The 18,429-nt window shown below is 67.9% G+C and carries 13 protein-coding genes and 6 pseudogenes; 6 read left to right on the forward strand and 13 right to left on the reverse strand.

Features of this window, described 5'->3' with window-relative positions:
- Nucleotides 1-63: 63 nt before the first annotated feature.
- Complete coding sequence (locus NRF20_RS01205; protein ID WP_413754505.1) at nt 64-420, forward strand: DUF6262 family protein; 357 nt, start codon at nt 64-66, stop codon at nt 418-420.
- Between the two features lie 27 nt (nt 421-447).
- Here NRF20_RS01205 and NRF20_RS01210 read toward each other — a convergent pair whose 3' ends face one another.
- Nucleotides 448-1,065 (reverse strand): GNAT family N-acetyltransferase, encoded by a 618-nt coding sequence (locus NRF20_RS01210; RefSeq protein WP_398635275.1) that lies wholly within the window; start codon nt 1,063-1,065, stop codon nt 448-450.
- Between the two features lie 123 nt (nt 1,066-1,188).
- Here NRF20_RS01210 and NRF20_RS01215 point away from each other — a divergent pair.
- Nucleotides 1,189-1,623: pseudogene (locus tag NRF20_RS01215) on the forward strand (ATP-binding protein); the annotation flags it as partial.
- 185 nt (nt 1,624-1,808) lie between these two features.
- Here the strand turns inward: NRF20_RS01215 and NRF20_RS01220 are convergent.
- From NRF20_RS01220 to NRF20_RS01240, 5 genes and pseudogenes are all read right to left on the reverse strand, one after another.
- Nucleotides 1,809-2,979: pseudogene (locus NRF20_RS01220) on the reverse strand (relaxase domain-containing protein); the annotation flags it as partial.
- Nucleotides 2,961-3,860, reverse strand: a complete 900-nt coding sequence (gene lepB, locus NRF20_RS01225; RefSeq protein ID WP_413751799.1) for a signal peptidase I — start codon at nt 3,858-3,860, stop codon at nt 2,961-2,963. The pseudogene NRF20_RS01220 and the gene lepB, both read right to left, overlap by 19 nt.
- Before the next feature lie 583 nt (nt 3,861-4,443).
- The gene (locus NRF20_RS01230) at nt 4,444-5,148 is read right to left on the reverse strand and encodes a hypothetical protein (protein ID WP_398635344.1); all 705 of its coding nucleotides are present in this window, start codon (nt 5,146-5,148) and stop codon (nt 4,444-4,446) included.
- A gap of 375 nt (nt 5,149-5,523) precedes the next feature.
- On the reverse strand, nt 5,524-6,657 hold the full coding sequence (locus NRF20_RS01235; protein WP_413751800.1) for an IS630 family transposase: 1,134 nt from the start codon (nt 6,655-6,657) through the stop codon (nt 5,524-5,526).
- A 252-nt stretch (nt 6,658-6,909) separates the two neighbouring features.
- Nucleotides 6,910-7,215 (reverse strand): annotated as a pseudogene (locus tag NRF20_RS01240) (transposase); the annotation flags it as partial.
- On the opposite strand from NRF20_RS01240, the gene NRF20_RS01245 reads away from it, so the two are divergent.
- Nucleotides 7,207-7,389, forward strand: coding sequence for a hypothetical protein (locus tag NRF20_RS01245; RefSeq protein WP_413754703.1), 183 nt, complete (start codon nt 7,207-7,209; stop codon nt 7,387-7,389). The pseudogene NRF20_RS01240 and the gene NRF20_RS01245 overlap by 9 nt on opposite strands.
- Nucleotides 7,390-7,546: 157 nt before the next feature.
- On the opposite strand, the gene NRF20_RS01250 is transcribed toward NRF20_RS01245, so the two are convergent.
- Entirely contained in the window at nt 7,547-7,981 is a 435-nt protein-coding gene (locus tag NRF20_RS01250) for a protein-tyrosine phosphatase family protein (protein WP_398635233.1), read from the reverse strand.
- Between the two features lie 297 nt (nt 7,982-8,278).
- Between NRF20_RS01250 and NRF20_RS01255 the strand changes: the two genes are divergently transcribed.
- Complete coding sequence (locus NRF20_RS01255; RefSeq protein WP_398635399.1) at nt 8,279-9,553, forward strand: IS256 family transposase; 1,275 nt, start codon at nt 8,279-8,281, stop codon at nt 9,551-9,553.
- A 368-nt stretch (nt 9,554-9,921) separates the two neighbouring features.
- On the opposite strand, the gene NRF20_RS01260 is transcribed toward NRF20_RS01255, so the two are convergent.
- From NRF20_RS01260 to ltrA, 6 genes and pseudogenes are all read right to left on the reverse strand, one after another.
- Complete coding sequence (locus NRF20_RS01260) at nt 9,922-10,239, reverse strand: hypothetical protein (protein WP_413751801.1); 318 nt, start codon at nt 10,237-10,239, stop codon at nt 9,922-9,924.
- Nucleotides 10,236-12,015 (reverse strand): annotated as a pseudogene (gene mobF / locus NRF20_RS01265) (MobF family relaxase). The gene NRF20_RS01260 and the pseudogene mobF overlap by 4 nt, the downstream one beginning before the upstream one ends.
- A gap of 519 nt (nt 12,016-12,534) precedes the next feature.
- Nucleotides 12,535-12,657, reverse strand: a pseudogene (locus tag NRF20_RS01270) (IS3 family transposase); the annotation flags it as partial.
- Between the two features lie 235 nt (nt 12,658-12,892).
- Nucleotides 12,893-13,342, reverse strand: coding sequence for a hypothetical protein (locus NRF20_RS01275; protein WP_413751802.1), 450 nt, complete (start codon nt 13,340-13,342; stop codon nt 12,893-12,895).
- 233 nt (nt 13,343-13,575) lie between these two features.
- A pseudogene (locus NRF20_RS01280) lies at nt 13,576-13,738 on the reverse strand (IS5/IS1182 family transposase); the annotation flags it as partial.
- A 303-nt stretch (nt 13,739-14,041) separates the two neighbouring features.
- Complete coding sequence (gene ltrA / locus NRF20_RS01285) at nt 14,042-15,406, reverse strand: group II intron reverse transcriptase/maturase (RefSeq protein ID WP_413751803.1); 1,365 nt, start codon at nt 15,404-15,406, stop codon at nt 14,042-14,044.
- Between the two features lie 685 nt (nt 15,407-16,091).
- On the opposite strand from ltrA, the gene NRF20_RS01290 reads away from it, so the two are divergent.
- Together NRF20_RS01290 and NRF20_RS01295 are read left to right on the forward strand one after the other, a co-directional pair.
- The gene (locus NRF20_RS01290; RefSeq protein ID WP_413751749.1) at nt 16,092-16,571 is read left to right on the forward strand and encodes a hypothetical protein; all 480 of its coding nucleotides are present in this window, start codon (nt 16,092-16,094) and stop codon (nt 16,569-16,571) included.
- Nucleotides 16,572-16,649: 78 nt separating this feature from the next.
- Nucleotides 16,650-17,480 (forward strand): transposase family protein, encoded by an 831-nt coding sequence (locus NRF20_RS01295; protein ID WP_413751804.1) that lies wholly within the window; start codon nt 16,650-16,652, stop codon nt 17,478-17,480.
- Nucleotides 17,481-18,429 lie beyond the last annotated feature (949 nt).

An 18,429-nucleotide genomic window follows, 5' to 3' on the forward strand; every position in this document is an offset into this window, starting at 1 on the left:
CAGACCCTTGTCGCCGCCGCGAAGGCCAAGTCCCAGGCCAAGACCGACGCGGCAGAGAAGGCGATCCGCGCCCTGGTCAAACGCAGTGAGCCGATCACCTTCCAGGCCGTCCAGCGCGAGGCCGGTGTCTCCCACGCCTTCCTCTATAACCACCCCGACCTGCGAGGACGCATCGAACGACTCCGGGCCCAAGCCCGTCTTGCCCCCGCACCGGCCTCTCCGGCCGACGAGCAAAGCACCCTCGTCCTCGCGCTGACCGGCCAGATCACCCGCCTCAAGAAGCGGCACCGAGAAGAAGTACAGGCACTGCGGGACGCGCTCGAACAGGCCCACGGCGAGAACCTCGACCTCCGCCGCGAACTCGCCCGCCGCGGCGGAGACACCCCACCGCCACAAGCCCGAGTCATCGGACCCTGCTGATGCCCTGCCCAGCAGAATACGACGTCATCACTGGGCAGCCTTCGGATGGCCGCGGTGACGCTCCCATTCGGGAGCGAGGATCGACATCACGATGTCGTCCACCCACGCACCGTCATACAGCAGCGCGTCGCGTCGGACGCCCTCCACGACGAACCCCGCCTTCTCATAGGCGCGTCGGGCACGCGGGTTGAAGGCGAACACCCCAAGCGAGATCCGGTGCAGGCCGAGGCCCTCGAAGCCATAACCGACGATCAACCGCGCCGCTTCGGTCCCGAACCCCCGGCCTTGGCCCGCCGCAGCCAGCGCGATCCGGAAGTTGCAGCTGTGATTGCCGCTGTCCCACTCGTTGAGCACCGCCTCGCCCACGCAGGCGCCGGTCGCCCGCTCGACGACGGCCAGGTCCAGCCGGTCCGCTTGCTCGTGGCGGGTGCCATACCACGCATGCATCCGTTCCTCAGCGGCCTCGTCCCAAGGCTCACGATCTGCCGATCCATGGCTGCTGCCGGTCAGGCGGCCCACCTCCGGATCCTGGAGCAACGAGCGAAGCACGGACGCGTCCTGGTCCATGAGGAACGGGCGCAGGAGCACCCTCTCCCCAACAAGCGTGGGTTTGACGGAAAAGTCTGCCTGCACATGATCACTCACGAAGCGATTCTCAACGCAGCTGGGTGTCTCGGCAAACGAGTTCCTCGGGCCACCTCACATCGATCGAAGGAACGTCATGGCCAGCCATGTTGAGCGGTATCAGCAATCAAACCAGCGATAACGTCGGGCACAGGAAAGTCACACTTCACCGAGGGGCTCGCGCAGGCCGCGATCGAGAAGGACCTGCGGGTGTCCTGGTTCACCCTGGAGACGCTGAGCGCCGCCATCGGCAAGTCGAAGGTCGACGGCTCCACCGCCCGCACCGTCGCCCGGATCTGCCGCGCGGACCTCATCGTCATCGACGACATCGGCCTGCTACCCGTCGGTGAAGACGCCGCCGAGGCGTTCTACCGGATCATCGATGCCGCTTACGAACGCCGGTCCATCGCCGTGACCAGCAACATTCACCCCTCGGGCTTCGACACGATCATGCCGAAGACTCTCGCGGGCGCGAGCACCGACCACCTCATGCACCACGCTCACCTCGTGACCACCACCGGCGACTCGCATCGCCTCGCCGAGGCCCTCGCCGGGAAGGGAGTGGTCCCCTTGAGCTGACCCACACCCCCAGGAACACCACTAGCCACACGCCTGGGTTTCTGATGGCCACCAGCCTGGACAGCCAACGACCACCCACCTGGGCATCTCAATGGCCGTTGACACGAGTACGGCGGCCAACTCCTTGGAGGCTGCGCGGGCGCGGGCAAGGGCGTCCTCAAGGCTGGGTTGTTCTTCCGGGGTGTTCACTCGAGTCCTCCTGTGGTCCGGCCCGGTGCGTGCTGGGTGCCGGGCTGCTGAGTGTGCGGCGGGACCGTCGCCGGGGCGGGCTGAGGTCGGGGGCCGTGGGCGACGGTCCGCTCCCGCATGCCGTCCTGGAGCTTGGCAACGGCGGCCTCGAGCGTTCGGCGGGTCTGCTCCACCGCGGCGACGTCGGTCGCCTGCTCCTGAACGCGGGACGCCTGCCGCCCCGTGCGGGAAGGCCGCGGGCGGGACTTGGGGACAGCAGGAACGGCGACGGTGTGCGGCCGGGTGCGGGAGCCCAGGCGGTCCGAGCGGCGTACCGCGTGGACCCGGGCGGTCAGCGCGTCGGCGGCGAGACGGGCCCGCTCGTAGGGGGAGGCGGTCCGGTTGCGGGTCAGCGGGCGCAGCACGGCCTGGTCCTCGGTGTCGCGCGGGTACAGGGCGCGCAGGTCGGCGGTCATCATCCGGCGGCCGACCGGGCGGGTGTAGTCGTCGACGACGCTCTGCACAATCTGTTCGTCCAGGCCGGGCTGGTGGGGGCGGTCGCGCAGGACGTAGGCGAGGTGGCGGCGGGCTTCGGCGAGCAGGTGCCGGCGCTTGAACGCGCCGCGCATCACGTACACCACGGCGACGACGTCGGCGGCCGCCAGGGCGACGTCGACGGTCGGCCGGACCCGCGCCCACACCGCCGCGGCTGCCGCCCGCGCCCGCTCCGCGAGCCGGTAGACGGTGCAGGCGCCGAACGCCCGGATCGCCGACCGCCTCCAGCTATCGCGCAGATCGGACAGCGACCGCGCCACCGTGCGCTTGGGCGGGCGCGTCTGGTCGGCGGCCTGGTAGTCCAGCGCGTAGTCGGCCCCCTCCCCCGGCGGGTGCCCCTGCCGCTCTTCGTAGCCGGCCACGAGGTCGGGCAGCGCGTCCGCGATCTGCTGACGGCGGGTCGACTGCCAGCCGATGAGCCGCTGGTCGATCCCGGCGCTCCATGACCGCGCGCAGGCCCGGCGTCACCTCCCGCGGCACGGTCGCCAGCCCCTCACACACCTCCGTCGTCATCGTGAGGGTGTAGAGCGTCCCGGCCGCCACGACATGCTGGAGGAGGCGGACCGTGTCCAGCGCGTACCAGGATCCGTCCGGGCGCTGCACCCGATTCAGGATCAGGCAGTGGTCATGCAGTTCTGTGTCGTGCCGCCGGTCTTGCGGCGGGAGAGCAGGCGCCGGCGCACCAGCACCAGGGGGACGGCGCCAGCGAAGGCCACCGCGGTGGGGGTGGCGGCGGCCGCCTTGTCGATGCCCTTCTGGTCGAAGGTGGCGGGGACGGAGAGGGTGTCCCAGCGGTCGATGGGCCAGGCGATGACGATGGCGCGGCCCACCACGTCGTCCACGGGGACGAAGCCCTTGTCGTCCCCGTCCTGGTGGTAGCGGGAGTCCTGCGAGTCCTGCCGGTGGTCGCCCATCACCCACAGCCGGTCCTTGGGCACCGTGACCTTGAACTGGCTCTCCGGGTTCGTGCTGCACGGGGTGTTGCCGGGGAAGACGTAGGGCTCCTTCAGCGGCTTCCCGTTGACCTTCAGCGGGCCGTTGCCCTTGCACTCGACGGTGTCGCCGGCGACGCCCACGACCCGCTTGATGAGGTCCTTCTCGTTGGCGGACGGCATCAGCCCGATGAAGCTCAGCGCCTTCTGTACCACGTTGGGCTCGGGCGTCGGCTCGTCCTTCATCCAGTGCCCCGGGTCGTGGAAGACGACGACCTCGCCGCGCTCGGGCTTCGAGCCGAACCACGGGGTCAGCTTGTCGACCAGGACCCGGTCACCCGGTTGCAGGGTGTTCTGCATCGACTCCGAGGGGATCGAGAACGCCTGCACCAGGAAAGTCTTGATCAGCAGCGCCAGCACCAGCGCGACCACGATGAGCAGGGGCAGTTCCTTCCAGAACGGCCGCTGCGCCTTCGCTGACTCTCCGGCCCTCCCCCACCTCCTCGTCTTCCCCGCCGGCTCCTCGGGCCCCTCACCCGGACCGTCCTGTTCCGACCGCGCGCCGACCGCCACGCCCCCCACATCCACTCCTCGCTTCGACCACCGCCCGCTCCGCCCGCCGTGCGGGTCCCGGAACCCCTAGTCGAGCGGGACGTTCCGGCGAGGCCACCATATGCGAAGAGGGGGGACGGCCGTTTAGCGCGCGTACTGCGCCAACAGTCTTTTCAGGACAAAAGTGCGAGCAGGTGCATTCCCTGGTCGGCCGCGCGGATACGGAGGAAGTGGCGGATAGGGCTCGTCCCACGCCTATCGGCGTATCTGAAACCGGCCAGCCAGAAGTCTGGAACCTGGGTGCCCTATGTGGGATGGCGCGAGTCATAGGCCCCTCGCGAACTGTGGTGCGGCTCTGCCCGCAAGGCGCTACGCGTCAGCAGGTGAGCCGTGACATGGTAGTTGGAACCGCCAAGGCGTGCTGACCTGACCGTTCTCAGCGTGGGTGACACGCTTGTTGGAACTGATTTGCCAAGCTTCTTGGAACCAAGCGCTCAGTTGTCATTCTTGTTGGAACCGCTTCCGAAGATCGCTCTCCTTCGACTACGCCGCCGAGGACCACTGGCTCGCCAACCGCTGCCGCCAGCAGTTCCCCGAGCCCCTGGGCAGTACCTCAGCCCCAGTCGAACGTCAGCAGCGCGAGCCGCTCGGCGGGCTCGAAGAACAGCAGAATCGAGTCGGCGCCCGTGCGTCGGTAGTGCCAGCCCGGCACCGACGCCACAAAGCGGAACGGGTTTCCGGCCGGACTGACCGGCCACGCGCTGTCGTCGTCGTACTCAACGTGGAACAGATCGGGCTGGACCCAGTTGTCGTGAGGGTCCGCGTCGCCGCCGAGCTGCTCCAGCAGTGCCATGGCGTTGGATCCGTCATACCGCAGGGACCCGTCGTTGTGACGCATGAGCAGGATGCCCTCACGGCGGAAGGCGTCCCGGTGCGCCAGGTAGCTGCGTCCCTCGGATTCGCAGTGCTCGTCGAGCCGCGTACGGAACGCGGGCCAGGGGTCGGGCAGTTCCTCGGGGGTCGTCGCCCGCGCGAAGTAGCGCAGGTCGCCGAGTAGGCGGTAGCGGTCGTCCTGCATCGAGAACCCGAGCCAGTTGGTTCTCTGCAGAGGTGAGTGGAAGGCCTCGGTGTGGTCGCCGAGGTAACCTTCCGCCGGTTCCAGCGGGCTGACCAGGTGGATCCACCCGTGCCAGGCCGGGTCCACCTCGGCGAGATCGATCGAGATCAACGGGTGCAGGTGCCCTGCCAGTTCGACCTGGTCGGTGACGAACACGTCCGCAGGCTCGGGGTAGACCCGCAACCCCGTCCCGGCCGTCATGACGTATTCCTGCATCTGGAGCCTCCGCCGCTCTCCCCGGCGACCGGCCGGGCTGCCAGCACATGTGATCGATCGACGGGTAGTCAACCCTATCCGTCGGACACTCCCAGCCGTCCGCTTCTCGTCAGCCTGCCCCTGCGGCCGGGTTCAGGTCGGTCGTCGGTGGCGGGGCCCTGCGAAAGCTCCTCCTGCACCAGGGGGACCTTCCAAGAAGATCGGCACCGATGCCGAGGTAAGACCATGGCACTCAATCCCAAGATCGATTCCAGCGCCGACGCGCACCGGTTCCAATCAGTGTGGCCAAGTTCCAACTATCGTGTCACGGCTCAGCATGCCTGCTGATCCTTTGGAGGTTGCTGGCCAACTAGTGCCGGATCAGGCAACGTTTGCCCTGTCGACGACGGCTTGTAGGTGCTGGTCGTTGGCATGGCGGTTTCGCCAGATGATGTAGCGGCGGATCATGCTGCCCTGTTCTTTGTGGTCGGCGTGGTCCGTGCCGTCCAGGGTGAAGTAACGCAGGGCCGTGAACTGGGCCTCGATGCGGTTGAGCCAGGAGCTGTTGGTCGGTGTGTAGGCGATCTCGACGTTGTTCGCGGCAGCCCAGATACCGACCCGTTGACACCTTTTCGTGGTCAGGTGTGGGGAGAAGTTGTCGGCCACGATCGAAATCCTGACGTCGGCCGGGTAGAGGCTGCGCAGGTAGCGGCAGAACTCCAGGAACTGGGTGCGCCGCTTGACCGGTTTGATGTGGCCGTAGAGCTTGTCCTTGGAAAGATCCAGAGCGGCGAACAGGTGCCGCACCCCGCCGTAACGGTTGTAGGTCGCTCGCCGCCGTCGGCGCGGTTCGCGATCTGGGTCCTTGTGCCTGCCGCCGCGCTCGGCCCGCTGCCGGCCCGGGTGGGGCATCAGGTTGAGCGGCCCGAACTCGTCCATGCAGAAGATGACTTCGGGTTCGCCGTCCTCGGGTATGACTTCGCCGTCGGCGATGGCGTACAGGTGCTCGACGCGCGCTTTCTTGGCCGCGTAGTCCGGATCGCGGGAGGTCTTCCAGGTCTTCAGGCGTTGAAAGGAGACTCCCTCCTCGCGGAGCAGGATGCGCAGGCCCTCGTGGCTGATGTCGTCGACCACCCCCTCGGCGACCAGGAAGTCCGCCAGCTTGGACAGGCTCCAGGTCGAGAACGGCAGGTCGTGCTCGGTGGGCTTGGACTTCGCAATCTTCTTGATCTCACGGCGCTCCGGCAGCGTGAACGTCTTCGGCCGACCACCGGAGTACTTCGGATAGAGAGAGTCGAAGCCGTCGGCATTGAAGTTGTGGATCACGTCCCGGACCCGGTCGTCGCTGGTGAACGACACCTCAGCGATCTTCGCCACAGGCATGCCCTGCGCGGAGAGCAGCACCATCTGGGCCCGCCGCCAGGTCACCACCGACCCGGTGCCTCTGCGGATAATCCGCAGCAGCCGCCGCCCCTCATCGTCATCGATCTCTCGGACACGCACTCGTTCTGCCACCCGGACAGAATGACGCCCACGCTCCGTCCACCACAGCACCCGGACGGCGCGTCACATCACAACAGGGCAAACGTTGCCTGATCCGGCACTAGAAATCAAAGTGGCCAACTACCGCGCAAAGTCACACCGGTGGGAGGAGATTTCTCCCCCGTCAGCGCCGGACTCTGTCCACAGGCCCGCGCTCCGAGACTCGCTCTTGAGGCCGCCACGACCAGCGAGGCGGCCCGCACGCGAGGAGTCTCAATGATGAAGTCAAGCCGTCGGCGTGACCGGCGGGGCGGAGGTGAAGACCCGGTTGTCACGCAGCAGCGCCCACAACACGCTCGCCCGTCGGCGGGCCAGAGCGATGACGGCCTGGACGTGCTTGCAGCCCTCGCCGCGCTTCTTGAGGTAGAAGTCCCGGTTCGGCCCCTCGCGGATGATGCTCGTCTGGGCAGACATGTAGAAGACCCTGCGCAGGCGCCGACTGAAGCGCTTGGGCCGGTGCATGTTGCTGGTGCGACGCCCGGAGTCGCGTGGCACGGGAACCAGCCCCGCCGCGGAGGCCAGGTGGCCAGAGCCCACTACGACCGCCGCCGGAAAACCGGAGACCGCCACACCGCCGCACAACGCAACCTCTTCAACCGCTTCATGGGCATGCTGTTCTTCTGCCTCCAGCACCACCAGCCCTACGACGAATCGAAAGCATCCCCACACCAGCCCCCGACGGAAGAACTCGCTGCTGCCGCTTGACGCCTTAGCGAGGTGGGATGTCTACCGCCTCGCCAGCACCCGGGCTCGAACCGTAGAACCTGCCGCGGCCAGCTGACTCCTGCGGGTTCCGTCTCGACGGCCCGCCGCCCTCGCGACGGCGGGCCGCGCCCGTACAGCGCGGATTGGCCCGAGCTTTCTATGCGTAGTCGAAGCGCAGTACGAAGCGTCGTTGCCAGGGTGTCTCCACAGCGCGGTGGTGGTAGTGCTGACGAACGAACGCCACGGCTTGGTCTGCCGGAACTCCATCAAGGACAGCCATGCATGCCAGGGCTGTTCCTGTCCGTCCGCGCCCGCCTCCGCAGGCGACCTCAACGCGTTCGTTCCCCGCCCGGGTCAACGCCTCCTTCAACACATTTCGAGCTTGCTGGCGGTCCCTGGGAAGCCGAAAGTCAGGCCACGGCAACCATCGAGCTTCCCACTCGGTCAGTGGAGGCTGCTTACCAAGCAGATAGATCGCGAAGGATGGCGTCGGTCCTGAGGGCAGGGGGTGACGCAAACCCCGGCCACGCACCAGGACACCTGAAGGAAACCGCATGATCCCGAGGTCTGTCGAGCTCCAGTTCTCAGCCATGCGAGCACCCTATCGAGGGTCGATACGTGGCAAGTTCATGATCGCAGCGCTTGCCCCGAGCGCTACGCCATTGCCGCACGCAACAACACGGCAGAACTGCTAAAACTCGTGAACATACAGAGGGTCAGTGATCGCCAACTGCCGCTCAAACTCACCGACAAATGCTGTCGCCAGAAGTGAACGAAGCCACCCTGTCAAGGGGAAACGTGCCGGGTGGCGAACCTGGTCTAGGAACGAGGGTCTGTACGGTATCCGGTGTAACTCCCGAGCTGGAAGCGACAGTTGATGACTGACGTGATGAGTGACATCAAGGCCGGGGAGGCCGCCGTGGGTGCGCTGGATGCTGTGGATGACAGTCTGGTTGCCGAACTGGTGGCCCGGGCCCAGGCCGGCGGAGTGAAGCTGACCGGCGAGGGCGGCCTTCTGGCGGAGCTGACGCGCAAGGTGCTGGAGTCCGCGCTGGAGGGTGAGCTGACCGACCACCTCGGACACGAGCCCGGTGAACGGGTCGAGGGCGGCCGGGAGAATTACCGCAACGGCCACCGGTCCAAGACCGTGACCACCGAGGTCGGCCCGGTGGAGATCACGGTGCCGCGGGACCGGGCGGGCACGTTCGAACCGCAGCTGGTCAAGAAGCGCCAGCGGCGCCTGGGCGGCGTGGACGAGATGGTCCTGTCCCTGTCCGCGAAGGGCCTTACCCACGGCGAGATCTCCGCCCACCTGGCCGAGGTCTACGGCACGGAGGTCTCCAAGACCACCGTCTCCACGATCACCGACAGCGTGATGGCCGGCATGACCGAATGGCAGAACCGTCCCCTGGACAGCGTTTATCCGGTCGTCTTCATCGACTGCGTGAACGTGAAGGTCAGGGATGGGCAGGTCGCCAACCGGCCCGTCTACATGGCCTTGGCCGTGACGGCGGAGGGGCATCGGGACATCCTGGGCCTGTGGGTCGGCGACGGCGGCGAGGGCGCCAAGTACTGGCTGCAGGTCCTCACCGAGATCAAGAACCGGGGCGCCCGTGATGTGCTGATGCTGGTCTGCGACGGCCTGACCGGTCTTCCGGACGCGGTCAACACGGTCTGGCCTGCGACGATCGTGCAAACGTGCGTGGTTCACCTCCTGCGGAACAGCTTCCGTTACGCGGCCAGGCAGGACTGGGAGAAGATCGCGAAGGCGCTCAAGCCCATCTACACCGCGCCGACCGAGGACGCCGCCCTGGAACGCTTCATGGAGTTCAGTGAGGCCTGGGGAAGGAAATACCCGGCGATCGTGCGGCTGTGGGAAAGCGCCTGGGCCGAGTTCGTCCCCTTCCTCCAGTTCGATATTGAGATCCGGAAAATCGTGTGCACCACCAACGCGATCGAGTCCGTCAACGCCCGTATCCGCAAGGCCGTGAGGGCCCGCGGGCACTTCCCCACTGAACAGGCCGCGCTCAAGTGCGTCTACCTCGCGGTGATGAGCCTGGACCCCAAGGGCACCGGAAGCAAGCGCTGGACCATGCGCTGGAAAGCCGCACTCCAAGCCTTCGACATCACCTTCGACGGCCGGCTCACTGCCGGACGCCGGTAGAAACAATCAACCGAGTCCCACCGTTCGCTGTACAGACCCGCCGGGTGGCGAACCTGGTCTAGGAACGACGCGCGCCCGGCCGCACCTGGTCAAGGTCCGGCTGGCGGGGTGCGCACCGGTGCGGTGCGCAACATCGAGTGCGGCGCACCGTGGTGCGCGCGAGAGTGCCGGGCATCGTCGGGTGGTGCGCATCGGTGCGGGTGCGGGACATCGTGGTGCGCACGGGAGTGCCGGGCATCGTCATCGGGTGCGCACCGGAGTGGAGTCCACCGGGTGGCGTGCATCGGATGTTTCGCACGCGATGTCGTGCATCGCGTGCCGGATGCAGAACATCGTGCGGTGCACCGGGTGAACGATGCGCGGCATCGTCACCACAGCCAGGCGGTGGAGTGCCGCACCCGGGACAGAGCGCGGGCGTCACGGCGCGCGGCCGCGTTGCCGATGCGGTTCTGCCGGGACCGGGGCCGGCGCGACTGTCCGACGGCGAAGCGGCGGCGTCCGGCGTCCTGGAGTCGCCGTCGCTGCTTGCGCAGTTCCTGCTTCTTCTCCGCCTTCGACTTCGGCTTCCGGGGCCGCTTCCAGATCGGCTCCCACGGCGGCTCATCGAGCACGGCGGCCAGTTCCTTGGAGGCTTCGCGGGCGCGGGCGAGGGCGTCCTCGAAGCTGGGTTGTTCCGGGGTGCTCATACGACTCCTCCTGTGGTCCGGCCCGGCGCGGGCTGAGCGCCGGGCTGCTGGGTGTGCGTCGGCGGGGCCGTCGGCGAGGTGGGCTGTGGTCGGGGGCCGTGGGCGACGGCGCGTTCCCGTACGCCGTCCTGGAGCTTGGCGGCGATCTTGGCGGCGGCCTCGAACGTCCGGCGGGTCTGATCCATCGCGGCGACGTCGGTCGCCTGCTCCGGGACGCGGCCAGCCTTCCGGTCTGTACGGGTCGGCCGCGGGCGGGACCTTGGGATGGCGGGCACGGCGACAGTGTGCGGCCGGGTGCGGGAGCCCAGGCGGTCAGCGCGGCGCACCGCGTGGACCCGGGCCCTCAGCGCACCGGCGGCCAGACGGGCCCGCTCGTACGGCGGGGCGGTCCGTTTGCGGGTCAGCGGGCGCAGCACGGCCTGGTCCTCGGTGTCGCGCGGGTACAGGGCGCGCAGGTCGGCGGTCATCATGCGGCGGCCGACGGGGCGGGTGTAGTCGTCGATGACGGTCTGCACGATCGTCTCGTCCAGGCCGGGCTGGTGGGGTCAGCCGCGCAGGACGTAGGTGAGGTGGCGGCGGGCTTCGGCGAGCAGGTGCCTGGGCTTGAACGCGCCGCGCATCACGTAGACCACGGCGGCGACGTCGACGGCCGCCAGGGCGACGTCGACCACCGGCCGCACCCGCGCCCACACCGCCGCGGCTGCCGCCCGCGCCCGCTGTGCGAGCCGGTAGACGGTGCAGGCGTCGAACGCCCGGATCGCCGAGGCCCGCCAGCCGTCGCGTAGCTCGGACAGCGACCGCATCTCCTTGCGCTTCGGTGGGCGCGTCCGGGCGCTTCGGTGGGCGCGTCCGGTCGCCCGCCTGCTGGTCCAGCGCGTAGGCGGCCTTCTCCCCTGGCGGGTGCCCCTGCGTCTCTTCGTAGTCGGCCACCAGGACGGACATCGCGTCCTCGATCTGCTGACGGCGGGTGGACTGCCAGCCGATGAGCCGCTGGTCGATGCCCGCGATCTCCATGACCGGGCGCTTACCAGGCGTTACCTCGCGCGGCTCCCACGCCCACCCGAGCCGGGCGGACACTTCCTCCATGAAGTAGAGGGAGTACAGGGTGCCGGCGGCGACAATGTGCTCCAGCATCGAGTCCGCCGACAGGTTCCCCCACGTTCCCTTGGCGTCCGGCCGCCGGGCGCGGATCGACACCACCGCATGGTCATGGAGGAGCGGCTTCGAGTCGACTGCTCTCGACTCGTAGTGCCGGAACACCGCGACGATCAACCCGTCCCGGACCGGCTCGCGGTGCTTGCCACCGCTCCCCCACCGGATCTGTGCGACCGACCCCTCCAGCCACGCCAGCGCCTTGTCCCGGGCGATGTCCTGGCGCAGCTCCACCAGGCGGGTCTCGTAATCACCCAGCGCCCACGCGATCTGTGCCGTCGACGGAGCCCGGAACGTCAGGTCCATGGCCAGCCAGGGCAACTGCTCCTTCGCCTTCTCGGTCTCCGGCGACTTGTTGTGCTCGATGGGCCTGCCCAGCACCGTCGCCCGCCTCGCCTTCGCCGGGCTCTTGCCCTCCTCCAGGAGCTCGCGCTCGATCCGGTCGGCGTCCGGGTGCCGGCCCTCTCCAAGGAGCAGTTCGGCCTGCCGCTCGGTCACCACGTCCCCGACCGTCAGGCCGACCGCGGCCAGGCCCCGGCCCGTCCAGAACCCGGGCGGGACACCAGCCTGATCCTGCGCGTCGCGCAGCGGTACGCCCGCAGGGCGGTATCCGTCGCCGACCATCACGCCGTTGCAGTAGTACGGCCACCCTCTCGGGCCGATCTTCTTCTGACTGAGCATCCGGCCATGGAACCTCGCCCGTGACCTGCACAAAAGCCTGATCGTGGGTGCTTCCCGCCGGGCGGGAGGCCATCGCCAGATCTTTACCGAGGCAGCCCGCCAGGCGGGCCGTCCCGCCAGCCCGCGACGGTAGGCCGTCGGCGTGTGCACTCTCCCGCCCATGAACCTCACCATGGTGTCCGCCTTCGTCCAGCAGGAGCAGGCCAACGGATGGCACTTCCCCGGCTGTCAGGCGACCCGACCTGAACAACGGAGGTGATGCGGGTTCTCTACGACGACGCCTGACGTTGTCGTGCGAATGCTGCGCTGCGGGCACACGAAGGGGGCCGGATTCCCACGTTTGGGAATCCGGCCCCCTTCCATCAGCCTCGGAGGCGTCGGGGCACTCGGCCGTCGGGGGCAGGGAGATCCGCGAGCCCCTGTCCGCGTGGAAGATCACTCCGGCGACGGTGCCGCCGCGGGCGTCTCGCCGGTCACCCCGACATCCGCCGCGACCGCCGCATACGTGCGCTTCCCGCCCGCCGCGCGGTACAGCGCGACGGCATCGTTCCTGAACTCCGCCGGATACGGAGACTTCCGTCCCACCAGGACACCCTTCCTCGGATCTGCAAGATCCAATTGTCAGAGTTTCCACACCGCCGGGGTCACCTCATCTTCGGGCCGCCCCCCTGGCGGACCTTCTCCCAGTGGCGGGCCATCTGCCGCACAGCGTGGGAGACCGGGGAATTCAAGGGCTGCCTGAAGTAACCGCCCTCGCTGCCGCGGGCAGGCTCCGCGTCCGGTTCCGGCCGCGCAGCCTGCTCATTGTGTCGGACGTTCGTCAGCAGGTGACCGGAACGTCCAGGGTCACCGGGCTGGAGGGATAGCCGAGGGCGGATGAGGTGAACTCGGCGTGGACGGTCGAGCCGCAGGGGACGGTGCCGCCGACGCCACGGACCTGGGTGGTCGCGGCTTGGAAACGGACCGGCTGCACCAGGTGGCCGAGGGAGGTGCCGCCGACGGCGTTGCCGGTGAGGGTCGTGGTCAGGTCCTTGACCGGGAGCGTGGAGCCCGGGCTGGGCGGGCCCAGCAGGCTTATCTGGCCGTACAGCTGAACGCTGTTGCCGGTGACTTCGGCGCACACCTTGGTCGACAAGCCCACCCGGAGGGCGGACGGACCGCACGTCACGGTGGTGGCAGTGGTGGTGGGGGCGTGTGCGGCGGTGGCCGGGGCCGCGCCGAATAAGGCCAGGCCCACGGCCGCGGTGGCGAGCAGAGCGATACGAGACATGAGGGTAGTTCTCCCTGTTCAGAGGCGTCGTTCATAGGCATCACTGATGCACTCAGGATGCAGTTGCAATGTGACATTGCACTGAACGTCAGTATGTGTGCAGGCGGCGTGAAGGTCAACTCTCATACCTCCATGGGATCTTCGCGCCCTCACCTTCCCCTTGTCCCGCCGAGTTACGGGTACGGCTACACCGAGCACGCCGCTCCCGCGACGGGCATCCCGGAGATCGGGGCCACGCAGATGGGCGTTCCCGGGAACGTCGTGCCGCCGTCGGCGACCGTCATGGTGCGGCCGACGGCGGCCTTCGCACCGGATTCCACCCACACCGTGCAGTCGTTGTGGTTGCGGGCAGGGGCCGGCCACGACGACGAGCCGGGTGTCGGCATCGATGACGATTGCCCCCGACCGTCACTTCAAAAGAGCCGCACCTTACTCAGATCCTGGTGCGGTGAGCACTCCGCTGCGGTGCAACATGCCTGTTGCACGTCTGCTTGCCCCCGTTGCCCCATGATCAATTTCCATCCTGATTTCGCAGGTCACGGGGCTGGCGTGAGTCGATGGCGGGGTACTCGGGCTGGTCTGGAACATGATCGGTAGCAGTAGGGTCGGGGACTGGCGCGGTGGCTTCCGCTCCGTTTCCAGCCCCCGCCGCTTCAAACCGTGCATGCGGTTCTCCCGCACACGGCTTTCCGACATCGTTCACCGCTGGGCATGCGCTGCCACCCCGCGTACGTTCCCGGTCAGACGGTAGACCCCGAGCCGGGTGGTCCACTCATAGGTGTAGTGGGTGGTCCAGTTCCGACCCTTGAGGCCGTGTTTTCGGCTGGCAAAGATCGCCAGCCGCTCGTGGACGTAGCCGTCGACCACGTTGAACTTCCGTCCGGAGTTCCCGTTGCGGAAGTACGCCGCCCAACCCCGCAGGACGGGGTTGAGGTCGGCCACCACGGCGGCCACCGGCCGTTCGGTCCGGGAACTGGAGGTAGCGGCACGGACCTTGTCCCGCAGCACCCCCAACGCCCTGGCCGAGGGCCAGCGTTGCAGGTAGAATCTGCCCCGCCGCTTCCACGACTCCACCTTGCGGTGATGGAAGCCGAGGAAATCGAAGCCCTGCCCGCCTTCACGAAGGCAGACGATGCCGGTCTTCTCGGGGTGCAACCGCATCCCGAGACCACCCAGCACATGCGCCGCCAGTTCACGCGCCTGCTCGGCGCGTTCCCTGGTCGGTGACAGGACCACGAAGTCATCGCAGTAGCGCACCAACTCCCCCAGCCTTCGCCCGTGTTCTCGCCATGCCTCGTCGAGGACATGCAGGGCGATATTGGCGAGCAAGGGGGAAATCGGTGAGCCCTGTGGGGTTCCCGCCCCGGTCGGGGAGGTAACCCCGCCCTCCAGCACTCCCATCCGCAACCACGCCCGGATCAGCTTCAGCACCGACCGGTCGACCACACGCCTCGCCAACTGAGCGACGAGTGCGTCATGATCAATCGTCCCGAAGCAGTCGCGGATATCGGCCTCCAACACCCACTCCCGCCCTTGGTTCGCAGCCACGCGCACTGCCTCGCACGCGTCGATCGCGGACCTCCTGGGCCGGAACCCATAGCTCGCGTCGGTGAACCCGGCCTCGAAGACAGGTTCGAGAACCAGCTTCGCGGCCGTCATCACCACCCGGTCCGCCACGGTGGGAATCGAGAGCGGCCGGAATTCTCCCGGCCGCCCCGGCTTGGGAATCTGGACCCGCCGCAGCACCGACGGACGATACGTATGCGTCCGCAACCGCTCCGACAGGTCCTTCAGGAACACCTCCACCCCGGCGGCGGCCACCGCGTCGACGGACACGCCGTCCACGCCCGGCGCGCCCCGGTTCGCACACACGACCGACCATGCCCGCCACAAGACGTCCATGCGGTGGACGTGGCAATACAGGGCATGGAACCGTCGTTCGGGTTCTTGCTCGGCACAGCGGTAGAGCGTCCACTGCAAGGCTCGGACCTTGTCCAGAGGCCGGCCGCCCGGTCCTGCGGGGCCTTCCTCCCGGCGGATGGATCTAGCCGTTTCGGCACTCATCCGGGCACCTCCCTGTTCGTGTCACGCATCGATGAAGCAGGGGCCCTTCGCTCCTGACGGGTTGTGTTGTCCCGCCGATCAGCACTACTACGACCCCCTCCGACTGCCTCTCGGCAGCCCGCCACTTCCCGGTTCGGCCGGTTATAGGCGGGCCACGCTCCCGGACCGCACATCCGGGGCCGAGTAGGCCCTCTCCAGTTCCCAGGACAACCTTCCGACCATTCCACGCTCCTTACGCCGGGAGGTTCTTCGGCACCCGCTCCAGGTTCCCGGACGCCTTCCATGGCCTTCGCCAGATCATCACGGGCTCGGCACCTCCTTGGCCCGCCCCGCAGGGCGAGCTGGAATTAACGACGCTGCAAGCTTCACTTCATGTTGCGGACTGGTCGGTCGCACGCCCCCGAAGGACGCATGTCACCCCACTTCGACGCCGCCCTCTCAAACGACGCCGGGAGTCAGCTACCGGGGACCCTGGCGTCTCCCGGGACCGGACTTGCACCGGCTGGCTGCCCTGAACTTGACGTCCGGTTACATCTGTTCACATCCCTTCTGGGTCGCGATGACGCCCGGACTGCTGGACGTACGGTGATCGATTGCCACGGGCCTCGTTCGCGGAAGTCGCCGTACGGGCGGTTGTCTCCTCGTAGGGTCCGGCAGGAAGATCCGGCCCGGGGAGGGGAAGTTCATGGTGGATGTACTGACATGGACGGTGGAACGGCGGGTCCTGCTGGCCGACCGCGCCGAGCGGCTGCGTAAGGAGCTCGCCGAGATCGATGTCGAGGTGGCCCGGCTGGAGGCCGCGGAGGTGGTGTTCGGCCAGTACGCCGAGGCGACGGACGGCGGCAGGCGGGACGATCCGGTGGTGGAGCCCGATCCGGTGGAGCCGGATCCGCCGGCGACGCAAGCGTCGGGAGCCGGCGGGATGCTGCTCGTGCCGCACCGCGTCGAGGGGATGAGCGAAGAGGTGCTGCCCGCCGACTATCAGCGGATTGTGCAGGTGGTCGCGGGTGCGTCCGACGGGCCGGTCAAGACCCGAGAGGTGTGCGAGAAGCTGGGGCTGGGCGTGCTGCCCGCGCAGACCGAGGCGATGCGGGGCAAGCTGAGGCGGCTCGCGGACCGGGGCTGGCTGCACCGCACCCCGTCAGGCCGCTACGGACCGCGCTGACACCAGCCCGGCATCCGGCCGCAAAGTGGCCGATTCCTGCCACAACGCGAGGGCCCCCGGCGGGAGTTGGCGTGTTTTGTGAAGAACAACCAGCCCGCCGAGGGCTCTCAGGATGCTGTCTACCAGGTTCGCCTTCCGGTGTCGAAGTCGACCATCGACCTCGTCGCCGACCTGATACGCAAGCAGCGCAAGAGGCTGGGCACCCGCTGGCGCAAGGTCACCCCGGGAACCCAAGCGATCATCGCGCTCGCCGTTCTCCGTCATGACCAGCGCCTTCTGGACATGGCCGGCGGCAACGACGTCTCCGCCTCGACCGTGCGCCGATGGGTGATCGAAGTGATCGGCCTGCTCTCTGCCCGCGCCCCGCGCCTGGACCGGGCCCTGAAGAAGATCGCCGACGATGGCGGGGTGGTCGTCCTGCTGGACGGCACTCTCGTGCGCACCCGCCGCCGCACCGGGACAGAGAACCGCAAGAACTACAGCGGGAAACACAAGTCCCATGGCCTGCTGTTTCTTGCGCTCACCGACGAGAAGGGCAACCTGATCTGGATCTCCGCGGCCAAGCCCGGGCGGTCCAGCGAGATCACCACCGCCCGCCACAGCAAGCTCACCGAGCATCTCCGCGAGGCCAAACTCGGGGCCCTGGCCGACCTCGGCTTCGTCGGCCTGGACGACGACCCTGACAACCCGGTGATCATCACCGGCCGCAAGGCCACCCGCAACCACCGGCTCACCGACGCCGAGAAGGAGGCCAACCGCCTGCTCAGCCGTGAACGCGCCGCCGTCGAGCACGGCTTCGCAAACCTGAAGACCTGGCGATTCCTCAGCAAGGTCCGTATGAACACCCGCCACGCGACCACCCTCCTGCGGGCCCTACTCGTCCTGGCGAACAGCGAAGTGCAGAGGTGACAGACGATCTCCCTCTGCCGATCATGTCCTGGCCAGCACGAGTACCCCACTACAAGCTCACACCAGGCCCGTGACCAGCGAAATCAGGATGAAATTTCCTCCATGAGCTGCAACCATGCACTCGATCCAACTCGTCGCCCCCGCGCGACACTGGCGGAAGAACGCCCGGCATGGTCCGCACACTGCGCCCGCGGCGGACCGACCGCTTCGCCATCAGCAGTTGCCGCGCCAGTAAGCTCCATTGCGCACCCTCTGCCGGGTTCCCCGCGGCCCTCCGTATCTGGCCCGCCTCGAGCATTGCCGACCGTGTCTTGCCGTACAGCGCGTCTGTCAGTGACGAGGCTGTTCCGTGGCCCCGGACCGCGCCTGCTGAGCCTCTTGGACACAGCACCAGCCGTCGGTCGGCGCTTTCGTCTGTCAGGCGTGTGACGTACAAGCTGGCCCGACTGCTGCCGAGCGCGATCCTGCCGAGCCGTGTAAGCAGCGCCGCGTCGCACGGCATCAACACCTGCTCCGCCTGCGCACCGCGTGTGGGAGCCAGCGACACGAGACCGACGCTCTTGCCTTCCCACCGAGCCCACATGCGCAGGCTGGGCCAGGCAACCGCCTGATCGAGGGCAGGATGGTCGTGTTTCGCGTCCACGCGCCGGGCTCCAAGGTGTCGGGCTCCGAGGTGTTCTCACTCAAACTACGCGGGTAAGCGCCGGGCGAGGAACCAAGAGGGCCGGCGTCCCGAACTCGGGAAACCGGCCCTCGGCGCTTCGTTGCGATGCGGCGGCTACTCCTGCTTCGGGAGCCGGACCGCAACGGCCCTGTCGATCTGCTGGATGGTCGACCCGTTCTCCTGGATGAGCGGGACGGCGACGTCCGGCTCGGACCGCTGCTTCGCGCTCGACTCTCTTGCTGCCGTGAGTGAGGCTCTTGACCCTCACGTGGCGTCAGGCTGCAT

Source organism: Streptomyces sp. R-74717 (assembly GCF_047305335.1).
Lineage (GTDB): Bacteria > Actinomycetota > Actinomycetes > Streptomycetales > Streptomycetaceae > Streptomyces > Streptomyces atratus.